The organism is Comamonas odontotermitis (genome assembly GCF_020080045.1).
Classification (GTDB): Bacteria; Pseudomonadota; Gammaproteobacteria; order Burkholderiales; family Burkholderiaceae_C; genus Comamonas; species Comamonas odontotermitis.
The window spans coordinates 1,456,512-1,478,759 of the sequence record NZ_CP083451.1; the positions used below are offsets into that span (position 1 = coordinate 1,456,512).

Here is a 22,248-nt window from a genome sequence, read left to right on the forward strand (position 1 = left end):
CAAAAAACAACATTCTATCGACCCAATCCTTACGGTAGCTTACAGCTGTTGGCGGAGAGCAATTAAAAGTCTTTAGTGTTGGCTTTAAGCCGCTTCTCGAAATCTTCCTTCCGTTGAGCATCTGCGACTCTTCCTGATATTTCCACTTTCCCCTCATCTACCACAGATGAGCGGTAAGTCAGGACCAATTTCTCGCCCTCAACAATCCACGTCTTCTCTGCATTGGGAATGCTGTTGCCCATCTTGTTCATGAATGGTGTAGAGTCAATCTTGTCCGGCTTCCCATACTTTTGTGTAAGGGTCGCGTCGAGCACAGCCATTTGGTCCGTGCTGATAGTCAATGAAACTGATGAAAGCTTTCCCTCGGAGAAAGTTGCATACCCATATTTGGGCGCTGCCCCGCCATAAGATGTGCCTAGTGCGCACTCTGCGGATGAGGCTCTAGGGGCTGAAGAGAAGCTGCTTTCGCAAGATGATTGGAAAAACGAACAAGCGGACTCGCGACAGGCATAGAGCGGTATCTTAAATTTAAAGCGCGCTATTGAATCGCCAATTCTCACATTCTTATATGAAAGGCGAGGATCGTTCTCAGGTGGGTCAGGCTCAATATATGCTTCATTTACCGGCCTCGCGAGCGTCTTTGGATTTTTTTCTAATTCCGCTTTGTATTCACTAAGAGTCAGTGTCCTTGCTCCAGTGAAAACTCGCTCTACTTGAAGCGTATCTCTCCCAACTGAGCAAACGATTTTTTGACCCTTAGATATCAGGGCAACGTTCACTGCATACTGTCCAGAGAGATTTTGGATGCCATCATTATGAGTGCCCCAAGCATCGGGAAACTCATTTTTGCATGCCTGCACATACAGTGGAAACTTAGCTTCAGCAGCGTTTCTTGTCGCCTCCACCTCAGCCTCAATCCTCTTTTGTTCAGCAATTGATATGCCGCCATTGTAATTGGCGGCGCACCCTGATAAAGCGGCTATAGCAGCCAAAGCAATTACAACCTTCTTCATAACCCCTCGCAATAGATATTAGAACTGTTCACTTCGCCATACAGTTAGCACCTTCCCAATCACTTGGAAGTGCTGATTCTTCGCTGAAATGTCGTAGGGTGGATAGTCTGGGTTTTTGGAAATAATTCGGTAGACGAATCCTGGGCCTTCAAATTCAGGAACGCGCTGAACAATTTTGATGAAGCCTTCGTCGCCCACTCGGAAGAAGTAGATTCCTTCATGATTGACGGTGCGCACCCCCCGATCCACTAGTAGAGGATCTCCGGGGTTAAACATTGGCCTCATGCTTGGCCCGAAGCCCGTGACGATGCAAAGATTCTTCAGCGAACTGTACGAAGGTACATTCAAGTGGAGCCAATCAGCACTAACGTTCCAACTACGAATCACGCCAGGTTGATCCTTCAGAAGAAGTCGGCCGCGGCTCCCCATCCCTCCACCAGCGTCAAATTCTGTAATGACGAGGTCTCCATTCCCAGAAGGATCCTCATGCGGGGCAGGGGCAATGCTCTGCAATTCAACATTGCCTGAATGGTCCTGATCCAGCCAGCCCATAGGCTTTCCAAAAGCGGACTCAATGCGGCGAGCAGTTTCCTTGCGCATTCCTCGTGGCTTGCCTGTCTTCGAGTCTTTGGCCCCAACCCTGAGATTGGTGAACTGAGCAGGGGACATGTCCAGGAGCTTAGCAGCGGCAGATGCCCCATTGGACTCTTCTTCAAGAGTCTTCAGGTTGTCTCGCCGGATTTGGTCTATATCACGCATTCTTTAATTTCATAGCACAACGCTAAAGATGTCTATGTGCGTAACGCTATTGCTATTTGTTTTGCGTTACGCTAAACTGATTCGCATGACGCTATCAGACTACATCAAGACTCAAGGACGGGGCGGTTTGACATCCCTGGCTAGAACGATTGGCGCGCACGCTCCAGATTTGTCTAGGTGGGCAGCTGGAGAGCGCCCGGTCCCCATCGAGCGCTGTGTAGCTATCGAAGCGGCCACTGGCGGCGCGGTTTCGCGCATTGACTTGAAGCCCAACGACTGGCAGCTGATCTGGCCCGAACTCACCCCCAAGCAAAAGGAGGTGGCATGACTGCATCACGCCTCCCACTTCCGATGGCATACGCAGACCCTGCATTTGATGCCTGTGTCGCAGTGGCCCTGGACACCCCTGAACTCATCGCCGAATTCGACCGACTCTATGGCGCTGACCTGACGGGCGGCAAACCCGAAGAGGGCGACATGCGTGTCTTCGTGAACTTCGTCCATCGAAGTCTGTATCTGGCTTTGCCCGACGAGTCGATCCATTCCATGCGCAAAGCGGCGCTCGCCGCTATTGCTTAACCCAATTTCAACTTCGTGTTTTTTAAGAGAAAGGAAGAACACACCATGTATGCGAACCCCGTCCACATTCGTAGTGAACGATTCAATTTGTCGCTCACCCCTGCAGAGCGTCGTCTGGTTGAGGCGGTTGCCGAGTTGAACGGCACCCAGCCGTCCGTTCTCATGCGAGAGCTGGCTATCGAGGGTTTGAAGCTTTTGCATGGTTCCAAGTCTGCCGTGGTGAGCGAAGAAAAGCGACACGCACATGCGTAACCCACCAGGAACTCTCCAGTGCATCCAACCCATGACACCACATTTGCAGGCAATGAACTATCCGCACTAGAGGCAGAAGCAGCCGCCCAAGGGGTGACTGTCAGCGAACTAGTGAGCCGTCTCGTCTCGTCAGAGATCCAGCGCAGGTATGTCATCCCTCGACTGTCTGCTGCTCCCGTAGTGCCTTTCCCAAAGAGACGCACCCTTCCAAACACTTTCGCGTAACGGATTTGTGATGAATGCCTTCACCAAGCGTAACGAATCAATCGCCACCCACTTCAAGCCACCTCGAATCCTCAAGACAGTAGACCGCAACCCTCGATACCACGGCTACTACATCGAAAGCGGGGCTAAGGCCCAGGAATCAACCCTCAAGACCCAACGAATTTTGAAAGGAGCACTGAGATGAACAACGTCCGAGTAAACGACCCAATTACTAGCGTGATGGCTGGTGAGCGTGCTGCTCGTTTTGCTGGCAAGCACTACCCCCGAATTCTCGCTGCGCTGAATGACGAGAAGGCTCTGACTGCAGGAGAGATTGCCCAGATCACGGGAATGTCGGTAGAGCAGGTCTGTCGCCGTCTGCCCGAACTAGAGCGTGAGCGCCAGGTGCGTGTTTTGCAGTTTGAAGGCCATGACCTTATCCGTGACGGATACCGCGTATGGGAGGCCACATGAACGACGACACAAAAGAAAAACGCCTGCGACTTCTTGCAAAGCGTGCAGGCGATTTATCTGTAGCGGCTTATCTCGGCGGCAACCGGGACAAAGCCATTTATCTCAACAAAGTGATGAAGCGGATTCTAAAGATGTTGAAGCCATTTGACAAGGGGCCAGCGAATGCGTGATTACGGCGTTGTCTCGCCCAAGTTCTGGATCGGAGATACCGGCAAGGCTTTGCGCGGCAATGCTGCTGCGCAGGTGCTGGCCCTGTATCTGATGACCTGCCCACACGCCAACATGATTGGTGTCTTCCACTGCCCAGTCCTCTACATGGGCCATGAAACCGGACTTGGCTTCGAAGGGGCTTCCAAGGCCCTTGCAAGCCTAATTGAGTGCGGTTTTTGCACCTATGAAGAGGCTTCTGAGACTGTTTTTGTCCATCGCATGGCTGCATTCCAGATCGGCGATGCACTGGCCCCAGCAGACAAGCGATGCAAGGGTGTTGAGCGTGAATGGCAAAACATCACTTCCGCCACTTTGAAGGCTGCATTCTTTGCTATCTATTCAGTAGCGTTTCATCTGCCAAAAGCTGGTGAAGAAGCAAGCCCCTCGGAAGGCCCTTCCAAGCCCCATGGAAGCCAGGAACAGGAACAGGAACAGGAACATGTAGATGCTCCTTCTGCGAAGTCGCCACGGGCAACATCGCTTCGCGCTGACTGGATTCTTCCTGATGACTGGAAGTTGTGGGCAGAAAAGGAGCGACCCGATCTGGATGCGCTAGCGGTAGCCAACGTGTTCCGTGATCACTGGATTGCAAAGCCTGGAAAGGATGGCCGAAAGCTGGACTGGCAAGCAACCTGGCGAAACTGGGTGCGAAACCAGCGCGGAGGTGTCCTGCCTCGCAAGCCGCAAGGCGGCGGAATGGGGGCTTTCGTATGAATGGCATGGCCCAACTGCTGGACCTGCGCCGGAAGCGCTTCAAGCCCGCATGTGCTTACGTCTTTGACGACAACTCCTGGCTGTTCAGGGTAGAGGCGGATGAGTGGCATTCCCAGCCAAACCGCTTTGATGGTAGCCAGCTCTACGCCCACATCCAGATTGATGAAGAAGACATACCAGAGCGGATTGATTTTCGGCCATTAACCGGCTTGGAAGTCCACCTAATGGGCTATCGCAGTGACGAGCGCACTTTGCGACTTTACGAGGCAATTAAGCGCGTTGGCCCGCTGATTTTGGCAGCGCCAACCAGCACCTCAGTAATGATTTTCAAGAAAGAAACCGGCGATGAACTACATCCTAACTCCTGATGACATTGACTTCTCCGCCTACGAAAAGGAGACAGACGCACAGCAAAAGGTCAAGCCTGCTGGTGACTATGTGCAGGAACTGATTGACCGCATCAAGTCGCCTGTGCGCCCAAACCATCGTTACATGCCATGGGGCAAGACCTACGGCCTGTTCCAGTTCCGTCCGGGTGAGGTGACTGTGTGGGGTGGCGCAAACGGCAATGGCAAGTCAATGGTGACTGGCTTTGTGTCATTGGGCCTGCTGGCCCAGGGTGAACGCTGCTGTATCGCCTCGTTCGAGATGAAGCCCATCCGTACCTTGGAGCGCATGGCCCGCCAGTTCTCTGGCAACAACCCGCACGATCCCGCTTTTGCTGGCAGCGATGAAGCCAAGCGCGCCTTGCTAGAGCTCTATGGCCAGTTCAAGGACTGGACCGACAACCGCCTGTGGCTCTATGACCAGCAGGGCACAGTTACCGCATCCCAGGTGTGCGCAGTTGCCCGCTATTGCGCCAAGGAGCTGGGCGTAACGCAAATGTTCATCGACAGCCTCATGAAGTGCGTTCATGGAGAGGATGACTACAACGGCCAGAAGGCGTTTGTTGACGAGCTGACGGCTATTGCCCGTGACTACTCGATCCACATCCACTTGGTGCACCACATCAAGAAGCCACCCAGCGAAGACCAGAAGCCCGGTAAGTACGACTTCAAAGGCACGGGGGCTATTACTGACCAGGTGGACAACGTGATCGCTGTGTGGCGCAACAAGCCCAAAGAGCGCAAGCGTGAGGCAGGCCAGCAGGTGGACGAGAACGAACCCGATTGCCTCCTGATCTGCGACAAGCAGCGCAACGGCGAGTGGGAGGGAACCATCGGCCTGTGGTTTGACAAGGAAAGCCAGCAATACCTGCCTAACCCCAATCAACGACCAATGGAAATGTCAGTGCCCGGTGGTGCCAACTACTGAGAGGAGCAGAAATGATCAAACAGCACCAAATCTACACGCTCCCAAGCGGGGCCATTGTGAAGGTCAACAGCAAGGTGGTGGGTTGCCCGGATTGGAACTGCATCTACCAAGACAAAGGGCGTCTGGGTGTGCAGATCAGCCTGAGCGCGGCATTCATCAGCAAGTTCGGGGAGGTGTGGGCGTGAAACTCTCTACAGAACTACAGGAACGAAAGCGGGCATTCCAAGGCTACGGATACCTGATGGAGGCCAAAAGTGCATGGCGCTTTATCGAATGGAGAGCTTTCAAGCGCAACGTTCTCTTTGGATGGAACTTGAGCAGAAATGGTCCGTGGGAAACCTTGAAGGCGAGCGGGACTGCAACGGTCAACTACTTCGTAATTCAGCGGCTTCTGATGATTTCAAAAGACGGCGAATTGCTCCAGGGTTGGCAAATAGTTTTAGGGCCTTTGTTGGTCAACTTTTCTGTGATGAAGGAGGCCTAGTGACATGTACCCAATGCCAAGCAATTTCAAAGCACCAAGCCGACCCGGCGAAGAGATCCATGTTCAACCCAGCATGCCTGTGGTGTGGAGCAAGGGCAATCCAGTACACGCAACGGGTTCTGCTGATCGGTCGAGATGCAAAGGTTCAACGGTGCCGGGAGGTTCTGGCCAGGTGGCTGGAGTTGGGCCACTCGGAGGCAGAAATCAGGCGGCTGGCAAAGCAGGGTGCATGGGCTGTAGAGCCTGCAAACCGAGTAACTAAGAAGTAGGGGGTTGGCTGTGACTGACTTTTCTGTACGCCCGTCGCATGGGAATCAATCTTCTGACGTGCTCTGCTGCACGGTATCTGCGCCTCAAGTGGCGGACATACCAGTAGCAATCACTTTGGAGCCAGCCGAAAGCCAGAGCCACATAGAAGGCGGCTACCCAGCTATTGAATCCACTCTTCGCAGTAAGGAAGCCAATGACTGATCCCAGAACAATCACTGACCTCAGCCAGAACTTCAATAAGGCGATGGTCAAGAAGCGCCGCTGGCGGTACAGCCGGAATTTATTGAATGCTATAGGCGCGATCTTCATTTTGGTTGGGATGGCCTGTGAGGGCGCTCTAAGTCTGTTGATTGGCGTCGGATTCGTCTGCTGGACTGCGGCAGCCTACATCGAGACAAATTGTATTGGAGACCGAAAGAAATGAGCGCACTAGATACCCAGATCGGCGGCGATCACTATAAAGATATGGCAATCCAGCCAATGGAGTACAGCATGGCAAACAAGCTGGATGCATGCCAGCACACAGCCATCAAATACATCACCCGTTTCCGTGAAAAGGGCGGTATTCAGGACCTGGAGAAAGCCAAGCATGTGATTGACATGTTGATCGAATTCGAGCGCAACGCAGAAGACGAGGGTGTCAAAACTTGGCCTCCACTCACTGAGGGCATCTTGAAGGGCAAGCCAGGTATCGAGTTTGAGGTGCGAGAAGTGGTAGGCCAGCATGACTGAGCGCATCAGCCTATCCCTGTGGGAGCCTGTGCAGGCTAAGCAGGCGGTAAATCACATCTGGAATACGGCCAAGGCGCTAATGCTGGCAGGCCATAGATTGGTGATCACTCTGGCGCCAGAGACGCGGACGCAAGCGCAGAACCGCCTGATGTGGCCCTTGCTCACTGCGTACTCCAAGCAACTGCAATGGCCTATCAATGGGCGCTTGGTCTACATGACGCCGGATGAGTGGAAAGATGTTCTGAGTGCTGCATTCAAGGGCGAGACGGTGCGCCTTGCAATGGGCCTGGATGGCGGAGTGGTGATGCTGGGCCTGCGTACCAGCAAATTCAGCAAGAAGCAGTTTGCAGAGTGGATTGAGTTTTTGTACTCGACCGCTGCGGCGCGTGGTGTCGATCTACCGGCATGGGAGGGTGAAGAGTGAAGCCCTTCAGCCCTAAGCCCCGCCAGTGCAAGGCCTGCCCGCAAACCTTTGTGCCGGTCCGCCCGATGCAGACGGTCTGCTCGCCACGCTGCGCGGTGAAGAAGGTGCGCCAGGACAAAGCAGAGGAGCGCGCAAAGGTCAAGACGCGCAAGGAGAAGAGCCTGACGCCATCTCAGCGCCGGGCTCGCGCCCAAGTGGAGGTGAATGCATACGTTCGGCTGCGCGATGCCGACTTGCCATGCATCTCCTGTGGTCGATTCCATGAAGGTCAATGGCACGCTGGGCATTACAGAAGCCGTGGCGCTGCTATCAATCTCGCGCTTGATCCCCGCAATATCCACAAGCAGTGCCAGCCATGCAACACCCACTTGCATGGGAACGCCATCGCCTACCGCGCTGGGCTTGTAGAGCGGTACGGGCTTGCATTTGTGGAGGAGCTGGAGGCGGACAACACTCCGCGCCACTACACCGATGCTGATTTCGACGCCATCCGGGATGAATACAGAGCAAAGACGAACCAATTGAAGAAAGAGAGATTGTGATGGCTGAAATTATTACGACGCAAGAGCGCTATGCCGCCGCAACTCAATCGTCAAGCCTGCGAGTGCAGGGGGAGAACATTCCGGGCGATGCTGACTATCTGATTGCAGCCGGATGGTGCAAATCTCGCTTTGGTGCTGCCTTGATGCGGTTGCAGGCTGAATGGGACGGTGCCGAGCGCTGGGGCATCAAGGTTCCTGTGAAGCCCACAAGGAGAGCAATCATCTCCGAAGCCCAGGTCACCATCAAAAAAGGGATCCGCAAGATCACAACTGAAAGTATGGAGGCGGCGCGGAAAAAGCTGGAGAAGCGCTATGAGACTGAATTGGGCAAGGTGATGAGGGCTCTCAAATCCCTGCCGGAAGTTGCCCAAAGCCTGCAGATCAGATTGCTTATGGATGGGCATTCTGCTGATTTGGCTGCTCCTTTGCTGTTGCATTGGCTTGATCCTCAGTGCAAGGCGTGCCATGGAACAGGTCTACAGGCCCAATCGGAGCGAGGTTGCGGCAAGTGTCGAGAGCATCCAGGCCTGGCAACCACTCCTGGAGACGAGATCGGCAAAGAGATCATTTCGTTTCTGAATGGGTGCGCGAGTAGGGCAAGCGGAGAAACGAGAAGCTATTGCAAGCATTGACAAGGTGTGGTAGCATGCGCACATGGCTCGCAGCGAAAAATATTCCAGCCCGCCATGTCATCGTTGAATGCCCTGTACTTAGCCCGTAGCAGTACAGGCAGCTAGAGATGGGTAGCCGCGCCCTGAGAGATCAGGGCCATCACACATGCTGATTGCGAACACCTAAGACGTGGACCTCTGCCCCAGGCCCGGAGGAAGTGCAAGAGATTCCGGCCAGTCAGCAGTTGTGATGAAGAAAGGTGCCAGTAACCACTGCTTCGGGAGGTGGGTAACCTGGTTGTTTATCGACGGACGAACTTGGCTGTGCACGGCTGGGGTAGTCGCTGGAACCGTCACCAGCAGCCCGAATCATCCTTTAAGCGGCGGCGTGGAGAGCAGACACGCAGACTAAGCAGTTTGGTGCGTACTTCCTACAGGCATAGCCTGATTAACGGGGTTGTTCGGAATCGCATCCAGTCGGGTTAGCAACCGGCCCGCTTAGAAGATGGTCAAGCAGCAATGTAGGTCCGGACGTAACCGGGCGCCATTTAGTCCCAGGGTTTAAAGCCTGGGCAGATCAATGACCTCATGCGTGAGGATTTCATTGGCAGCAGGTGGGAGCCCTGTACATGACTGCTCGTAGATGCGTCAACGATCAGGGTTCGCAGTCCTATCCCTGATGCTGGATGAAGCAATTGCTATCCTAGGACGGCGATTAGCAAACATGTAACCAGCACTAGCATCCAGCCTCGCCAAGTGCGGGGCTTTTTCGTTTTAGCTGTCACCAGATGCTCTACCGCCCCAGCAATCGAGCGCCAGTATGGGGAGCGCCTGTGTGACGGCTTCTGATTTTGGGGCCTGTCGTTCAACGGATAGGACTCCCGGCTTCGAACCGGGCGATGAGGGTTCAATTCCTTCTGGGCCCACCAACACCCAGCCTCGCCTAGTGCGGGGATTCCTTTTTTGACCATGTGTGCTTCGTGGATGGGTAATAAGTCACTTACATCCGGTTTATTGTCTGGAATGAGCGTACTGTGAAGACATGGGGGTAAATCATTGCTCCCTGAACTAGACCGGAGGTCTACATGTCATTCCTTTCCAATCCTCACCTCAGCAACCGACCGACGAAGATAGTGAATGCAGATCAGTCTCCAAAGCCTGATGACAAAAAGCCGGAAGAGAAAAAGCCTGAAGAGCAGCAGCCAAAGAAGGCAGCAGACTCTGCCTGACTCTCCAGATAGTTAGTACGTGACACCACAAGTAGGAGCTTCGGCTCCTTTTTTCATTTCCAGCTGCAGCAAGCGCGGCCCACTCCAGAGTGGTTTGATGGAGTGGCATCTCCTTCCCCAAGCTCACGGGGTGCTTGTAGAGCGAACGGCATCCCTTAGCCCATGTGGGTAGTCCGATAAGGGCCCTATCAACTAACGCCCGCCTCGTGCGGGCTTTTTTATGTGAGTTGCAGCTCGGAATGGTTCGGGCTGCGACCCGATACAAGGAAAAACATGTCAAACAAGACTATGACCGCAGGTGTTGCGGCTTCTGCTGTGCTGGGTGGATTTGCCGCGCTGCTACTGAGCTTTGTTTGGGTTGCCGCATGGTCTGGCTTCACTCTGTCAGTGCTATGGGGCTGGTTTGTGGTGCCAATGTTCGGCCTGCCTGCGCTGTCTGTGGCCCAGGCATACGGGTTCGCGCTAGTGGTTCGTGCCGCCAAGGGGCTGGATACACGCACTGAGAAGAACCCAGATAGCTTCGGCGCTGCTCTGGGCAGGGCTTTTGTACTTGCGCCGATAGCGTGTGGACTGTTCCTGCTATTCGGATGGGTGGCGAAAAGCCTTGTTTGATCAATCTCTGGAGAGCGTATGCCCCTGACACCTAAGCAGGAGGCCTTTGCCCTTGCTTATGCGGAAACGGGCAATGCTTCCGAAGCGTATCGGCGTTCGTACAACGCTGAGAACATGAAGCCTGAAGTTGTTGCCAACAAAGCCAGTGCATTACTGAAGAAGGGTGATGTTAGGGTGAGGGTTGAGCAACTACAGGCAAATGCGGCAGAGCGCCACGATTTGACCGTTGATGACCTGTTGCGTGAGTTGGAAGAAGCGCGGACAGCAGCAAGCACTTCGGACAAGCCACAGGCGGCAGCAATGGTTGCAGCAACGATGGGCAAGGCAAAGTTGCTCGGCTATCTGACGGAAAAGGTAGAGCACTCAGGCGAGATCAAGACGCCGGAATTGAGGTTGGTGCTGCATGGAGCTACATCTACAGCCAAAACAAACGGAGGCGTTTCTTAGCCAGGCAACCGAGATTCTCTATGGCGGAGCGGCGGGTGGTGGCAAGTCTCATCTGATGCGCGTGGCCGCAATTGCTTGGTGCATGGATATACCTGGATTGCAGGTGTACCTGTTTCGGCGCTTGTCCGATGACCTGCACAAGAACCATATGGAGGGGCCTACCAGCTTCCCATCACTGATGGCTGAATGGATCGATCAGGGTCACGTCAAAGTCAACTGGTCCAAGAACTTCATTGAGTTTTGGAATGGGGCGAAGATTCACCTGTGCCATTGCCAGTACGAAAAGGACGTGACTAAGTACCAGGGTGCTGAAATCCACGTTCTTCTGATCGATGAGCTGACCCACTTCACGGACAAGATCTATCGATACCTGCGCGGCCGCTGCCGCCTGGGCGGGCTTAAGCTTCCTGAGAAGTACAAAGGGCTGTTCCCCCGCATCAATGCCGGATCGAATCCTGGCGGGGTGGGGCACAACTGGGTGAAGGCCACATTTGTTGATCCTGCCAAGCCTATGGAGATCGTCCAGCAGACGAAGGAAGAGGGTGGCATGCTTCGGCAGTACATCCCCGCCAAGCTCGCAGATAACGCGGCACTGCTGGAGAACGACCCGGACTATGCGGATCGGCTGGAAGGCTTGGGCAATGCTGCCCTAGTGAAGGCGATGCGTGATGGTGATTGGAACATCGTTGCAGGCGGAATGTTCGATGATGTGTGGATCGAGGCTATCCATGTACTGGAGCCGTTCGATATCCCATCCACTTGGCGCGTTGATCGCTCGTTTGACTGGGGTAGCTCCAAGCCATTCTCTGTGGGCTGGTGGGCTGAATCTGATGGTTCGCCTGCCATGCTCAGAGATGGTACTGAGAGAAGCTTCCCCCGGGGCACGTTGTTCCGCATAGCGGAATGGTACGGCTGGAATGGAAAGCCCAATGAAGGGTTGAAGCAGAGCGACTCAGCAACGGCGCAAGGCATTCTCAAGCGTGAGCAAGAAATGCGCATTGAGGCCAATGTTCGACCAGGGCCTGCAGATAACGCAATCTTTGACGAGGTCAATGGCGATAGCCCGGCCAAGATCCAAGAGAGGCACAAGGTGCGCTGGGAGCGCTCAGACAAGTCACCTGGCTCTCGCAAGCGCGGGTGGTCGGTGATGCGCGAGCGCCTGCGGGCCTCGATGGCGGAGCGAATGGAAGAGCCTGGCCTGTTCGTGTTCAGCACCTGCAGGCAGTTCATCCGCACTGTTCCAGTGTTGCCGCGTAGTGAAACAGACCCTGACGATGTGGACACCAAGGCTGAAGACCACGTAGGCGACGAAACGAGATACCGGGTGTTGGCCGTCAAGCGCACAGCCAAGGTTGAACCATTCCGCTGGTAAGGAAAACATGACAGCAATTAACTCAAAAAACGCTGCCGTCGAGCGGATGAGCAAGGCTTGGGCGGTGATCGATCCGCTGATGGGCGGAACCCAGGCAATGCGTGACGCTGGAAAAGCGCTGCTGCCGCAGCAGCCCCGCGAAGACGCCGCTGACTACCAGTATCGCCTTGATACTGCAACGCTGTTCCCGGCCTACCAGCGCACCTGCACAGTGATGTCGGGAAAGCCGTTCTCCAAGCAGATGACCATCAATGAGGATGTACCTGCAAAGGTGAAGGCATTGTTGCCAGACATTGATGGCCAAGGCCGCTCTATCCATGCATTTGCCTCCCAGCTCTTCGCTGAGGCGCTGTCGCACGGGTTTGGCGGGGTGCTGGTGGACTACCCGGCAGAGGGCGGAAAGCGGCCTTACTGGACGCACTATGCGCATGACTCCATTCTGGGTTGGCGCCTGGACACCTCCGAAGGGGTGGCGCGACTGACCCAGCTCCGGCTGCATGAGGCCGCTGAGGTTGAGGATGGCGACTACGGGGTGAAGATGGTGCAGCGCGTGCGGGTCCTGACTCCTGGCGGCTGGGCGCTGTACGAGCAAGGCACGGACGCATGGGCCTTGGTGGATGAGGGGGTGACCTCTCTCAGCTACATCCCATTTGTGCCGTACTACGGCAGGCGTATCGCTTTCATGGAAGGCGCGCCGCCACTGGTTGATCTGGCGCATCAGAACATCAAGCACTGGCAGCAGCAAAGCGACCAGGACGATTCTGTGTTGTACGCCAGAAAGCGGCTATTGGTCTTCACTGGCGTGAATGATGGCGAATTGTCTGCTCCAACCTCTGGTAGCTCATATGCACTGCGTTTCGAGCGTGCAGATGCGAAAGCACAGGTGATCCAAGGCTCTGCCGAGTCGGTGACTGTAGGCCGCACTGAGCTGGAGGCGCTGGAAGACCAGATGATCCAGACGGGTGCCGAGTTGCTGGTGAAGCAGCCAGGCCAACGCACGGCGACAGAGGCATCCAACGACGCCGAGGCCAATAAGTCCACCCTGCAAAGCACGGTTGAGGACTTCGAGGACGCGATGGATCGGTGCCTACAGATCACCGCAGACTGGCTGCAGGCTGGCAATGGTGGAACTGTGTCGCTGTTCAAGGACTTTGGAGCGGCGACCCTCACTGATGCCTCTGCACAGTTGATTCTGGCGCTTCAAGGTGCAGGCATGCTGACTAAAGAAACCACCATCGTGGAAATGCAGCGCCGGGGCGTTGTAGGCCCAGATGTGGACCCTGAGACGGAGATCGAGAAGGTTCAAGCCGAAGGGCCAAGCCTGGGGAGCATGAATGGTGACGGTGAATGAACTCCTCGAAGATGAAGCTGTTCGGCATGCTGTGGGCCTCCAGGGCTACTCCAACGGCGTTTTAAACCGGATCATGGCCATCTTGAACCGGTCGGACAAGCGGATGCTGGATGAGTTGATCTCAATCCTGTCCGATGTTGACCCGATCACGTTCAAGGCAGAGCGGCTAGCCTCGATGCTGGCCAGTGTTCGGACGATCATTGGCGCGGGGAATACTGAGGCTGGGCAAAAGTTGCTTGAGGAGCTTAGGCAGTTCGTTGACTACGAAACTGCTTATCTACATCAAATGCTGTTGGCCAACACACCAACGGCGGTTCATGTAGCTGCGGTATCAACTACTGCGGTCTACTCAGCAGCCATGTCCAGGCCGTTCCAAGGCGTACTGCTCAAGGAGGTTTGGAAGGACTTGACAGCACAGCAATTCAAATCCGTGCGCCAGGCCATTGCTCAAGGCTACTTGGAAGGTAAGACGACGGAAGCCATCATTCGCGAGCTGCGCGGCACCAAGGCAAAGGGATTCACTGATGGGCTGCTGGAGAAGTCACGGCGCGATGTTGAGGCAGTGGTGAGAACCGCCATCGCTCATACAGCTGGGAATGCTCACGATGCCTTTTACGCGAAGAACTCCGATGTGCTCAAGGGCTTGAAGTGGTCTGCCACCCTGGACCTGCGTACAACGCCACAGTGCCGGATCCGAGACGGAAAGCTCTACACGCCGGAGACGCACAAACCAATAGGTCATGAGATACCCTGGGGCGCTGGGCCTGGGCGATTGCACTGGCGATGCCGGTCGGCTTCCATTCCAGTGGTGAAGTCCAACAAGGAATTGGGGATTGATCTGCCGGAACTGGAGCTGCGCAACAAAAGCAGGGCGAGCATGGACGGTCAAGTGCCACCTGACACGACCTATGGAGACTGGCTGAAAAAGCAGTCTGCAGCGCGCCAGGATGAGGTTCTAGGCCAGACCAGAGCGCGACTTATGCGTGACGGGAAGCTAGATCTGGCTGATATGTACTCTCACAAGGGCGTGTTTCTCACCCTGGATGAGCTTCGGCAGCGTGACAAGCGGGCTTTTGAATTGGCCGGTCTTTGAGTAGACTTGGCTGGTGACCAAACTATCCATCGTTCCACCCCGAGAGCAGACGCCCTCTGAAAAGCTGCTGAGCGGCATCAAGGGCATCAAGCCACCGCCTGGAGTGCTTCAATGCTCCAAGTGCGGCAGTCGCACGGTTATGACAACCACGACCGGGGCGAGCATTGATGAGAATGGCCGTTACAAGCGGGGCATCGTGTGTGACGACCGCATCTGCTACCACTGCGACAAGATGGGCGTTTGGTCGCCGATGATGCCGCAGACGCCACGGGTGTTCAAAGAACGGAAGCCGAGGGCGCCAAAACCTAAAGTCGTGAAGTAGGATAGCCATTCATTTCATAGGAGGGTGAATGAGCTACGTTCTTGCAACAACACAAAGCAAAGTCAAGTGGTACAAGTTCAGCTTCGGGCAATCAAAGCCCGGCGAGCAAGAGCTTGTAGACGTTCTTGATTTAGATGTGGTTCCAATATTTGGGGATAAGCAAACAGCAAAACTGGCCGCTCAGTCAATCGGCCTCAAGACATGGCGATACGTCAAGATTTAATAAATTCCAAGCCAGCCTAACCCGCTGGCTTTTCTTTTTCCTGGCCGCCAACGAGCAATCTGAGGCGGCATTTTCGTGGCCGCTCAGTGTGATGCCCTGGGGCCTTTTTCATGCCCGAGACGGGCGTATTCAACTGCGCCAGAGATTGGCGAAACCAACATGACTTTGAAACTCACCGTCGATTCGCTCGACTCGGTTCCTGAAAACGTGCGCGATCTATACAAGGAAGTGGACGGGAAGTTCCGCCTTGATCTGGATGGCTACGAAGACCCGGCAGGCCTCAAGTCTGCGCTCGACAAGGAGCGCCAGGCGGCAAAGGATGCCAGCAAGCAGGTCAGCGCCTGGAAGGCCCTGGGCAAGACGCCCGAAGAAATCCAAGCACTGCTGCAGCACCTGGAAACCGATGAAGACACCAAGCTGATTGCTGCAGGCAAGCTCGATGAAGTGGTCAAGAAGCGCACCGAGCGCATGCAAGCTGATTACGACAAGAAGCTGCAAGCTGAAGCTGACAGCCGCACCAAGGCAGAAGGCAAAGCTGCAAAGCTGGCTGACCGCACCCTGCAAGCCGTACTGCGTGATGCAGCGGCCCGCGCTGGTGCCTTGCCTGAAGCGCTGGACGACGTTGTGCGCCGTGGCGCTGGCACCTGGGTGCTGAACGACGACGGCGATGTAGTGGCAATGAACGGTGACGAGGTCGTGTTGGGAAAAGACGGCAAGAAGCCGCTGACGACTCAAGAGTGGGCTGAATCCATTCGCGAGAGCGCTCCGTACTTCTGGCCTGCAACGCGTGGCTCTGGCGCTCCCGGCTCGGGTGGCGGCGGTGGCAATCAATCTGGCAACTTTGGCGGCAGCAAAGCCGAGCGAGTGGCCGCAATCAAGAAACTCACTTCCAAGGCCTGATAACAGGCAGAAAGGCAAGCTATGGCTTTGTCCGATATGAAGGTATTCAACGAGTACCTCAAGAGCGCAACCATTGAAACCCTGGCCCAAGATGTGGCCAAGTTCAATGCCGCATCCGCTGGTGCGATCCAGCTGACCACTCAAGGCATCGACGGCGACTTCCTGCAGGAATCGTTCTGGGCTGGTGTTCACAGCGCCCAGCGCCGTGTTGACCGCTATGCCGCCAACGGCGCCCAGGCTGCAACGCCCTTGGCCCAGAAGCAGTACGACAGCGTGAAAATCGCTGGCGGCTTCGGCCCGGTGCTTTTCGAGCCCAGCCAACTGAGCTGGATCCAGAAGTCGCCCGAGGAAGCGCTGGAGGTGATCTCGCGCAACCTATCCGAAGCGATCATGTCCGACCAGCTGAACACCGCGATCGCTGCCCTGGCTGCAGCCATTGGGAACCAAGCTGGTGCAGTCAACGATGTTTCCGCGACTGCTGGCGTGACCTATGTGGCCATCAACGGCGCGCATGCCAAGTTCGGCGACGCCTCGGCCCGCATCATCGCGCAAGTGATGACCGGTGCGATGTACCACAAGCTGATCGGTCAGAACCTGACCAACTCTAACCAACTGTTCCAGTTCCAAGGCGTGACCATTGTGGACATCCTGGGCAAGGCCGTCATCGTGACGGATGCGCCTGCATTGTTCACTGCAGGCACCCCTGACAAGGAGAAGGTGCTGTCGCTGGTGAGCGGCGCAGCAGTGGTGTCGGATGGCTCGGATCTGATCACCAACGTGCAGACCGCCAACGGTAAGGAGCGCATCGAAACCACGATGCAGGCCGACTACACCTTCGGCCTGGGCCTGAAGGGCTACACCTGGGACACGGCCAACGGCGGCAAGTCGCCTACCAACGCTGAGCTGGCGACCGGCTCCAACTGGGACCTGGTCGCAAACAGCATCAAGGCTTCGGCTGGTGTGATGACCATCGGCGACGCTGCCAAGTAAACGAAAGGGGCTCCGGCCCCTTTCTCTTTGGAGAAACCATGACCGAAAAGATTGCATACGAGAAGCATCCTGTGTCGCCTGAACGCAAGGCTGAGCTGCGCGCCCAAGGCTTCAAGATCATCGACGCCCGATTCAAGCCTGAAGAGGACCGTGTTCTTTCCGATGCCGAGCAGCGCGCAGATCTGATTGCGGAGCTGAAGGAGCGTGGTGTGGAGTTTGACGAGGATTGGCCGACTGACGAGCTGCGCGCCCTGTCCGTCACGCCAATACAGCCTCAGGAACAATCTGGAAAGCGCGGCCGCAAGCCCGCGCAGCCTCAGGAGTAAGCCATGCTGGTGGTCGCTCCAGAAGATGGCTATGACTCGCTGGTGTCGCTGGCTGAAGCGCAGAGCTATATGGAGCGCATGGGCTACGACTGGCCTGCAGAGGTGGCGAAGCAAGAAATCGCTCTGCGCCGTGGCACTCAGTATGTCGTGACCATGTACAGCATCCGGCCTGAATTCCTGAACCCGGTCGCTGAAGCCGTGAAGCACGCCACATGTGAGGCAGCGCTTCGTGCTTCCGATGGCTCACTGTTCTCCGACGTGGACGCCCAGGCCGTGACCGAGGAGTCGGTAGGCCCGATTACCACCAAATACGCCCAACCAGCAAACGGCGGACAGAAGCGCTTCGGCGTGATTGATGCCTTGATGCGTGGCATGACGGCTGGTGGGGTGGGGCAGGTCAAGTTTGTGAGGGCTTAGATGGCAGTCGTCCCCTTTATCCGCCCAGCACCTGAAGTTCAGCACGGCGCAGGGCAAGCCTTTTGTCTTGGTTGCGGGCATGAGTGGACAGCAGTCGCTCCAACGGGCACAAATCAACTGGAGTGTCCCTCCTGCAAGGCGCACAAAGGTCGGTGGAAGTTTGAGTTTTCGCCAGCCGAAGGCCAGATGGTGAGGGAGTGCAACTGTGGCAACCAGCTTTTCTACCTGACGCCCGACGGCCATATGTGCGCCAACTGTGGGATTTATCAAGGGTACTGATATGGCCAAGTTCGACTACTCCCGCCCAGCGGCGACTGCCAAGCGGCAGCTGGATCGATTCGGGCAAGACGGAGAGCTTTCACGCTCTACGCCTGGTGGCTATGAACCAGAAACGGGCCCAACCGCTCCTGTAGAGCTGCAGTCACCATGCACAGTCGCGCTGCTGGATTTTGATAACCGTCAGATTGACGGGGAGTTGATCCGGATCGGCGACCGCCGCGCCTTGATCGCTCCTGATGTCAGCTTCGAGCCGCAGGCCGGTGACTCATTGACTGTTGGCAGCGATGTTCTGCAGGTAGTGAGAAACCGGCCCGTGTCTCCTGCTGGTTTCGTCGTGCTCCATGATTGCGTAGTGAGGGTCTCATGAGCTTTGCTGATGATCTAGCCAAGTACTGCAAGGCGGCTGGCGACAAGGTGGAGCAGGTCGTTCGCAAGAGTGCGCTTGAAGTACTGGCGGGAATGATGTCTAAGTCGCCCGTTGACACTGGGCGTTTCAAATCGAACTGGCAGTGCGGCATAGGCGGCATCAACTCAGATACCAGTGCAGCGCCTAACAGCGATGCTTTGGGGCGTACAGGTGTTGTCCTGGAGACTTGGCGCCCAGGGCAAACGATCTTTCTGAGCAATTCGCTTCCTTACGCGAAGCGCCTAGAAAACGGATGGTCCCAGCAAGCACCTGCAGGGATTGTTCGCCTGACAGTCCAAGACTTCGCCCAGGCCGTCAAGCGCGCTGTGGAGGCTGCGAAATGAAGCTAACTGAGATCAAGGCGCTGCTGGAGCAAAAGCTGCTTGCTATGCCTGGAGTGCTGCCTACGGCCTTCGAGAACGTGCCATTCAAGCCGCCTGATGGACCGTATCAAGCTTGCTATCACTTGATCAACTCGCCTGTTGATCATGCCATGACCATGGATATGACAGAAGAGAGGGGCATATTGCAGCTCACTGTCCGTTATCCAGAGGGTAAAGGCAGGCAGCAGGCTGATGCAATGATCGACCAAGTCAAAGCGCACTTCAGGCCGCACCAGGTCATCAATGGTTCTAACTTCCGAATTGAGCTGACCAAGACACCAAGCGCCTCATCTGGCGTGCCTGACGAAGGGCGCTGGTGCATCCCTGTGTCCATTTATTGGCGAGCTTTCCAGAGCTAATTGCCATCTGTTCTAGCTGAGGCCCTCCGGGGCCTTTTTTTGTGCCCGAAGAGGGCGAAACCGACCCGTCATGCATAGCTGCTGGCGGGTTTTTTCATTCTGAAAGGCCCAACATGGCTTACTTTACCCCGGTCGGTTCGAAGTTCCTGTACTCGACCACCTTCGGATCGGCTGTTGCCGTCAACTCGATCTCCAACGCCTATCCGGCAATTGCGAATGCTCCAGCCCACGGCTTTGCGCCAGGCGCTGAACTGCTCCTGAAAAACGGCTGGGAGGACGTGTCCGACTCGATCTACCGCGCTGGCACTGGTACTGCTGGAAGTGTCATCACCTTGGACGAGCTCGATTCGGAAGACACCCAGTGGTATCCATCCGGCGCTGCCTCAGCTGGCACGGTGCAAGCGGTCAGCAACTGGCAGGAAATCGGCCAAGTGCTGGATGCCACTTCTGACGGCGGTGGAGCCAAGAACATCGAGTACCAGCCGCTTGCGCTGCGCAACTCGAAAAAGATGCCTACCGGCTTCGAGGCAGCCAGCTTTACCTTGACGCTCGGCTATGACCCAGCGCGTGCGGATCAGAAGGCTTTGAACCGTATCAGCCGCAACTTGAATCAACGAGCAGCATTCAAGTTCCTGATTGCCGGTGGCGCAGCCATCTACGCCTACGGCACGATTCAAAAGAGCGTGATCCCTCAGATGTCTACCTCGGATGTGATGAAGGTCACTGTGAGCGTGAACTTCGATGGGTTGGCCACCGCGTACGTAGGCTAAGCAACCCCAATAGTCCAGACGGCGCAGTTTCTTCTTCTTTGCGGGAGAAGGGCTGCGTCGTTCTGGCTTTTTCTTTCCCGCAAAGGATCAAATTATGTCGAATGAAGCAAAGATCGTAATCAAGTCTCTGACTGGAGAAGACAAGCCGTTTGTAGTGCCCGTCGATGTCGTAACCCTGGCTGGCGATGCCGCAGTCATCAACTTCAAGGGCATTGCCCGCAACAGGTCTGACTGGCTGCCAATTGCCAATGAAATGATGAACTCCCGTCTGGAGAAGGCTAAGAAGGCTCTTGAAGAAGCGCCAGTCGATGATCCAGATGCCAAGCCGGAGACAGCAGAGCAAGTGCGCGCGTTGCGCAAGAAGCGCGTCAAAGAGCTGACGGAGATGCAAAAGCGCGACCTTGCCAAGGAGTACAAGGGCACGGTGGATGACCAGATTGAGGAAGCCTTGAAGGTCGCCAGTGGCTGGGAGTTGGATGATCCATTTACCAAGGCGAACTTGGCGCTGGTCGAGGCGAAGTACCCAGGCTGCCTTGTTGCACTGGTGGACAAGTACGGTCGCGTTGTTAACGGAGAACGAGTAAAAAACTCGTAGAGGCTGTGTCCGCGCTCTACCCTAGGGGTGGCGGCGCAGCCAAAGTGGGAGCTGAGATCAAGATGGCAGGAGCGCACAACCTGGTTCAACAAGAGCCGGTTGCGCCCCGGTCAATTTGTCTGTTCATAGACAACATCCGCTCCTATGAAATCTTCCGACGCTTCCGCTCGCAGGTTGTGTCGGTGGGGATGGGTGGGATAGTTGGCCTCAACTATGTGCCTGTTCATCACTACTTGGATAAAACAGCCAAGGATGATGATGAGTGGGAAGACTTGTTTTCAGACTTCCAAGCCTGTGAGGCGGCAATGGTTGAGGCAATTCAAAAAATAAGGGACTGAGGCGCTGGCCACCATTCGGGAGTTCGCGCCGAAGAGCGATAAGAAGTAACCGAAAATGGCGGCAAGCATCTTGGAGACAGGGTGCTTGTTGAGGGGTGGTGACGCCAACAAGCATAGGTGGCGGATTTGTCTGCATAAGCTAGTATGACGCCTTTACTTACATGTTGAGGGTGCCATGGCAGGGGTTGACGGAGAAATTAGCCGCGAGGCACTGGAAATTGTCTCAACTGAGTCGTTCGCTCAGAATGTTGCCAGCCATCGATCACTGTTGCTTAAGTGGGAAAAAGAGGTCAAGGAGTCAAGGCCTAATTCAAAGCGTGCGCTGACTATCTATAAGGACGCCTTTCTCTTGCAAGGAGTCATCGAGCAACAGATCGCGGACGCAGGGGATAACGCGAGGCAACTGGGTGTTCCACCAGAAGCACTACAAGACAATCTTCGAATCTACAAACGAGTGATGGTTCTCGTTGCTTTAAAGATTGGGGCCGAGCTGGATTTGAATTCGCCCCAGGCTGAGCGGGTTCTGCAAGTTGCTGGAGATGATGGCGCTTCGGAAGAAGTCAAAGGCTTGGCGTCAAACATAAAAATGGCTAGGCTGTCGCTGGATAAGATCACAACGGCACCACAGGTTATTGATCTAATCGGTGGCGCCTTCTTGCAGTTGGCGCAGCAAATTCAAGGTCAGCTTGATGTGTATGGCGGTTTAAGCGCATTCAGTGGCACAGAAGCGAAAGCGCCAAGCTTCGACGCGGCACCGCCAGTTCCGCCAGGGGTGCCTCCGCGCCCTTCGGGAGGAGGCGACTCTGGTGGAGATTTGCCTAGGCGAGTCGACAAACTGGAAGAGAAAGTTGACAAGCTAAACGAAGGAATTGGCGACCTCAAGGTTCAACTTGGACGCATGGAGGAGCGCCTAATGCACTTAACAACCAAGTCTGATGTTGCGGCTGAACTGGGGCCTGTAAAGGTTTCCATTTCAAAAATTGATGAGCGCCTTACACATGTTCCTACCAAGTTTGATTTGGTTAAGGCGGCGATTGCGATTCCAGGGGCAACATGGCTTGTCACTAAATACGGCGACCCATTGCTGAATGCCATGCTGAGCTTTTTTAAGTAGTGGGCAGGCTATCGTGCTATTGCTGCAAATGGCGTAGTAATCCATCGCAAGCGCACATTGGCATTCCCAAGCCCTCCCTGGAGGGCTTTTTGCTGCACCATTGAATTCTGATTCATAGCCGCCCCCGAGGCGGTTTTTTT

Annotated in this window: 36 protein-coding genes and 1 tRNA gene; 35 read left to right on the forward strand and 2 right to left on the reverse strand. The window is 55.4% G+C overall.

All coding sequences use genetic code 11. From position 1 onward, the window contains the following. Positions 1–62: 62 nt before the first annotated feature. Both LAD35_RS06780 and LAD35_RS06785 read right to left on the reverse strand, forming a co-directional pair. Positions 63–1,013, reverse strand: coding sequence for a hypothetical protein (locus LAD35_RS06780; protein WP_224151944.1), 951 nt, complete (start codon positions 1,011–1,013; stop codon positions 63–65). Between the two features lie 18 nt (positions 1,014–1,031). Next, positions 1,032–1,772 (reverse strand): S24 family peptidase, encoded by a 741-nt coding sequence (locus LAD35_RS06785; RefSeq protein WP_224151945.1) that lies wholly within the window; start codon positions 1,770–1,772, stop codon positions 1,032–1,034. Positions 1,773–1,857: 85 nt separating this feature from the next. Between LAD35_RS06785 and LAD35_RS06790 the strand changes: the two genes are divergently transcribed. The 35 genes from LAD35_RS06790 (at position 1,858) to LAD35_RS06960 (ending at position 22,108) form a co-directional block, all read left to right on the forward strand. After that, a complete protein-coding gene (locus LAD35_RS06790; protein WP_224152606.1) occupies positions 1,858–2,100 on the forward strand; it encodes a transcriptional regulator in 243 nt (80 codons plus the stop codon). Positions 2,101–2,123: 23 nt separating this feature from the next. Beyond that, positions 2,124–2,351 (forward strand): hypothetical protein, encoded by a 228-nt coding sequence (locus tag LAD35_RS06795; protein WP_224151946.1) that lies wholly within the window; start codon positions 2,124–2,126, stop codon positions 2,349–2,351. Between the two features lie 45 nt (positions 2,352–2,396). Continuing rightward, positions 2,397–2,603: a hypothetical protein gene (locus tag LAD35_RS06800; RefSeq protein WP_184711156.1), complete on the forward strand. Its 207-nt coding sequence runs from the start codon at positions 2,397–2,399 to the stop codon at positions 2,601–2,603. Between the two features lie 235 nt (positions 2,604–2,838). After that, the gene (locus LAD35_RS06805) at positions 2,839–3,012 is read left to right on the forward strand and encodes a hypothetical protein (RefSeq protein ID WP_224151947.1); all 174 of its coding nucleotides are present in this window, start codon (positions 2,839–2,841) and stop codon (positions 3,010–3,012) included. Then, entirely contained in the window at positions 3,009–3,281 is a 273-nt protein-coding gene (locus tag LAD35_RS06810) for a winged helix-turn-helix domain-containing protein (protein ID WP_224151948.1), read from the forward strand. Before LAD35_RS06805 ends, LAD35_RS06810 begins: the two co-directional genes overlap by 4 nt. Then, positions 3,278–3,451: a hypothetical protein gene (locus tag LAD35_RS06815; RefSeq protein WP_224151949.1), complete on the forward strand. Its 174-nt coding sequence runs from the start codon at positions 3,278–3,280 to the stop codon at positions 3,449–3,451. The genes LAD35_RS06810 and LAD35_RS06815 overlap by 4 nt, the downstream gene beginning before the upstream one ends. Further along, positions 3,444–4,205 carry a hypothetical protein gene (locus tag LAD35_RS06820; protein WP_224151950.1) on the forward strand — a complete coding sequence of 254 codons (762 nt, stop codon included), beginning with the start codon at positions 3,444–3,446 and terminating at the stop codon, positions 4,203–4,205. The genes LAD35_RS06815 and LAD35_RS06820 overlap by 8 nt, the downstream gene beginning before the upstream one ends. A 5-nt stretch (positions 4,206–4,210) precedes the next feature. Beyond that, complete coding sequence (locus LAD35_RS06825) at positions 4,211–4,573, forward strand: hypothetical protein (protein ID WP_224151951.1); 363 nt, start codon at positions 4,211–4,213, stop codon at positions 4,571–4,573. Continuing rightward, entirely contained in the window at positions 4,551–5,519 is a 969-nt protein-coding gene (locus LAD35_RS06830; protein ID WP_224151952.1) for a DnaB-like helicase C-terminal domain-containing protein, read from the forward strand. Before LAD35_RS06825 ends, LAD35_RS06830 begins: the two co-directional genes overlap by 23 nt. A gap of 11 nt (positions 5,520–5,530) precedes the next feature. Continuing rightward, a complete protein-coding gene (locus LAD35_RS06835) occupies positions 5,531–5,704 on the forward strand; it encodes a hypothetical protein (RefSeq protein WP_224151953.1) in 174 nt (57 codons plus the stop codon). Next, entirely contained in the window at positions 5,701–6,003 is a 303-nt protein-coding gene (locus LAD35_RS06840) for a hypothetical protein (protein WP_224151954.1), read from the forward strand. The genes LAD35_RS06835 and LAD35_RS06840 overlap by 4 nt, the downstream gene beginning before the upstream one ends. A 463-nt stretch (positions 6,004–6,466) precedes the next feature. Further along, positions 6,467–6,697, forward strand: coding sequence for a hypothetical protein (locus LAD35_RS06845; RefSeq protein WP_224151955.1), 231 nt, complete (start codon positions 6,467–6,469; stop codon positions 6,695–6,697). After that, positions 6,694–7,005 (forward strand): DUF3310 domain-containing protein, encoded by a 312-nt coding sequence (locus LAD35_RS06850; protein ID WP_224151956.1) that lies wholly within the window; start codon positions 6,694–6,696, stop codon positions 7,003–7,005. Before LAD35_RS06845 ends, LAD35_RS06850 begins: the two co-directional genes overlap by 4 nt. Then, positions 6,998–7,429, forward strand: coding sequence for a recombination protein NinB (locus tag LAD35_RS06855; protein ID WP_224151957.1), 432 nt, complete (start codon positions 6,998–7,000; stop codon positions 7,427–7,429). Before LAD35_RS06850 ends, LAD35_RS06855 begins: the two co-directional genes overlap by 8 nt. Further along, positions 7,426–7,971, forward strand: coding sequence for a recombination protein NinG (locus tag LAD35_RS06860; protein ID WP_224151958.1), 546 nt, complete (start codon positions 7,426–7,428; stop codon positions 7,969–7,971). The genes LAD35_RS06855 and LAD35_RS06860 overlap by 4 nt, the downstream gene beginning before the upstream one ends. Continuing rightward, on the forward strand, positions 7,971–8,603 hold the full coding sequence (locus LAD35_RS06865) for a hypothetical protein (RefSeq protein ID WP_224151959.1): 633 nt from the start codon (positions 7,971–7,973) through the stop codon (positions 8,601–8,603). The genes LAD35_RS06860 and LAD35_RS06865 overlap by 1 nt, the downstream gene beginning before the upstream one ends. Before the next feature lie 833 nt (positions 8,604–9,436). After that, positions 9,437–9,511, forward strand: a tRNA-Arg gene (locus LAD35_RS06870). A 156-nt stretch (positions 9,512–9,667) separates the two neighbouring features. After that, positions 9,668–9,811, forward strand: a complete 144-nt coding sequence (locus LAD35_RS06875; protein WP_224151960.1) for a hypothetical protein — start codon at positions 9,668–9,670, stop codon at positions 9,809–9,811. A gap of 273 nt (positions 9,812–10,084) precedes the next feature. Then, the gene (locus LAD35_RS06880; RefSeq protein ID WP_224151961.1) at positions 10,085–10,423 is read left to right on the forward strand and encodes a hypothetical protein; all 339 of its coding nucleotides are present in this window, start codon (positions 10,085–10,087) and stop codon (positions 10,421–10,423) included. A gap of 18 nt (positions 10,424–10,441) precedes the next feature. Then, positions 10,442–10,870 carry a terminase small subunit gene (locus LAD35_RS06885; protein WP_224151962.1) on the forward strand — a complete coding sequence of 143 codons (429 nt, stop codon included), beginning with the start codon at positions 10,442–10,444 and terminating at the stop codon, positions 10,868–10,870. After that, positions 10,827–12,242 carry a terminase large subunit domain-containing protein gene (locus LAD35_RS06890; RefSeq protein ID WP_224151963.1) on the forward strand — a complete coding sequence of 472 codons (1,416 nt, stop codon included), beginning with the start codon at positions 10,827–10,829 and terminating at the stop codon, positions 12,240–12,242. Before LAD35_RS06885 ends, LAD35_RS06890 begins: the two co-directional genes overlap by 44 nt. A gap of 7 nt (positions 12,243–12,249) precedes the next feature. Next, positions 12,250–13,593, forward strand: a complete 1,344-nt coding sequence (locus LAD35_RS06895; RefSeq protein ID WP_224151964.1) for a DUF4055 domain-containing protein — start codon at positions 12,250–12,252, stop codon at positions 13,591–13,593. Then, entirely contained in the window at positions 13,577–14,686 is a 1,110-nt protein-coding gene (locus LAD35_RS06900; RefSeq protein ID WP_224151965.1) for a minor capsid protein, read from the forward strand. Before LAD35_RS06895 ends, LAD35_RS06900 begins: the two co-directional genes overlap by 17 nt. 350 nt (positions 14,687–15,036) lie before the next feature. Continuing rightward, entirely contained in the window at positions 15,037–15,231 is a 195-nt protein-coding gene (locus LAD35_RS06905; RefSeq protein WP_224151966.1) for a hypothetical protein, read from the forward strand. A gap of 159 nt (positions 15,232–15,390) precedes the next feature. Then, the gene (locus LAD35_RS06910; RefSeq protein WP_224151967.1) at positions 15,391–16,131 is read left to right on the forward strand and encodes a hypothetical protein; all 741 of its coding nucleotides are present in this window, start codon (positions 15,391–15,393) and stop codon (positions 16,129–16,131) included. Positions 16,132–16,152: 21 nt separating this feature from the next. Beyond that, entirely contained in the window at positions 16,153–17,121 is a 969-nt protein-coding gene (locus LAD35_RS06915; protein ID WP_224151968.1) for a major capsid protein, read from the forward strand. Between the two features lie 38 nt (positions 17,122–17,159). Then, the gene (locus tag LAD35_RS06920; protein ID WP_224151969.1) at positions 17,160–17,447 is read left to right on the forward strand and encodes a hypothetical protein; all 288 of its coding nucleotides are present in this window, start codon (positions 17,160–17,162) and stop codon (positions 17,445–17,447) included. A gap of 3 nt (positions 17,448–17,450) precedes the next feature. Beyond that, entirely contained in the window at positions 17,451–17,864 is a 414-nt protein-coding gene (locus LAD35_RS06925; RefSeq protein ID WP_224151970.1) for a DnaT-like ssDNA-binding protein, read from the forward strand. Positions 17,865–18,144: 280 nt separating this feature from the next. Continuing rightward, complete coding sequence (locus LAD35_RS06930; protein ID WP_224151971.1) at positions 18,145–18,510, forward strand: hypothetical protein; 366 nt, start codon at positions 18,145–18,147, stop codon at positions 18,508–18,510. Further along, positions 18,507–18,893: an HK97 gp10 family phage protein gene (locus tag LAD35_RS06935; RefSeq protein ID WP_224151972.1), complete on the forward strand. Its 387-nt coding sequence runs from the start codon at positions 18,507–18,509 to the stop codon at positions 18,891–18,893. Before LAD35_RS06930 ends, LAD35_RS06935 begins: the two co-directional genes overlap by 4 nt. Further along, a complete protein-coding gene (locus LAD35_RS06940; RefSeq protein WP_224151973.1) occupies positions 18,890–19,291 on the forward strand; it encodes a phage tail terminator-like protein in 402 nt (133 codons plus the stop codon). The genes LAD35_RS06935 and LAD35_RS06940 overlap by 4 nt, the downstream gene beginning before the upstream one ends. 113 nt (positions 19,292–19,404) lie before the next feature. Beyond that, complete coding sequence (locus LAD35_RS06945) at positions 19,405–20,061, forward strand: phage tail protein (protein WP_224151974.1); 657 nt, start codon at positions 19,405–19,407, stop codon at positions 20,059–20,061. A 94-nt stretch (positions 20,062–20,155) separates the two neighbouring features. Next, positions 20,156–20,656 (forward strand): phage tail assembly chaperone, encoded by a 501-nt coding sequence (locus LAD35_RS06950; protein WP_224151975.1) that lies wholly within the window; start codon positions 20,156–20,158, stop codon positions 20,654–20,656. A gap of 5 nt (positions 20,657–20,661) precedes the next feature. Further along, on the forward strand, positions 20,662–20,994 hold the full coding sequence (locus LAD35_RS06955) for a DUF1799 domain-containing protein (RefSeq protein WP_224151976.1): 333 nt from the start codon (positions 20,662–20,664) through the stop codon (positions 20,992–20,994). A 175-nt stretch (positions 20,995–21,169) separates the two neighbouring features. Continuing rightward, positions 21,170–22,108 (forward strand): hypothetical protein, encoded by a 939-nt coding sequence (locus LAD35_RS06960; protein WP_224151977.1) that lies wholly within the window; start codon positions 21,170–21,172, stop codon positions 22,106–22,108. Positions 22,109–22,248: the final 140 nt, after the last annotated feature.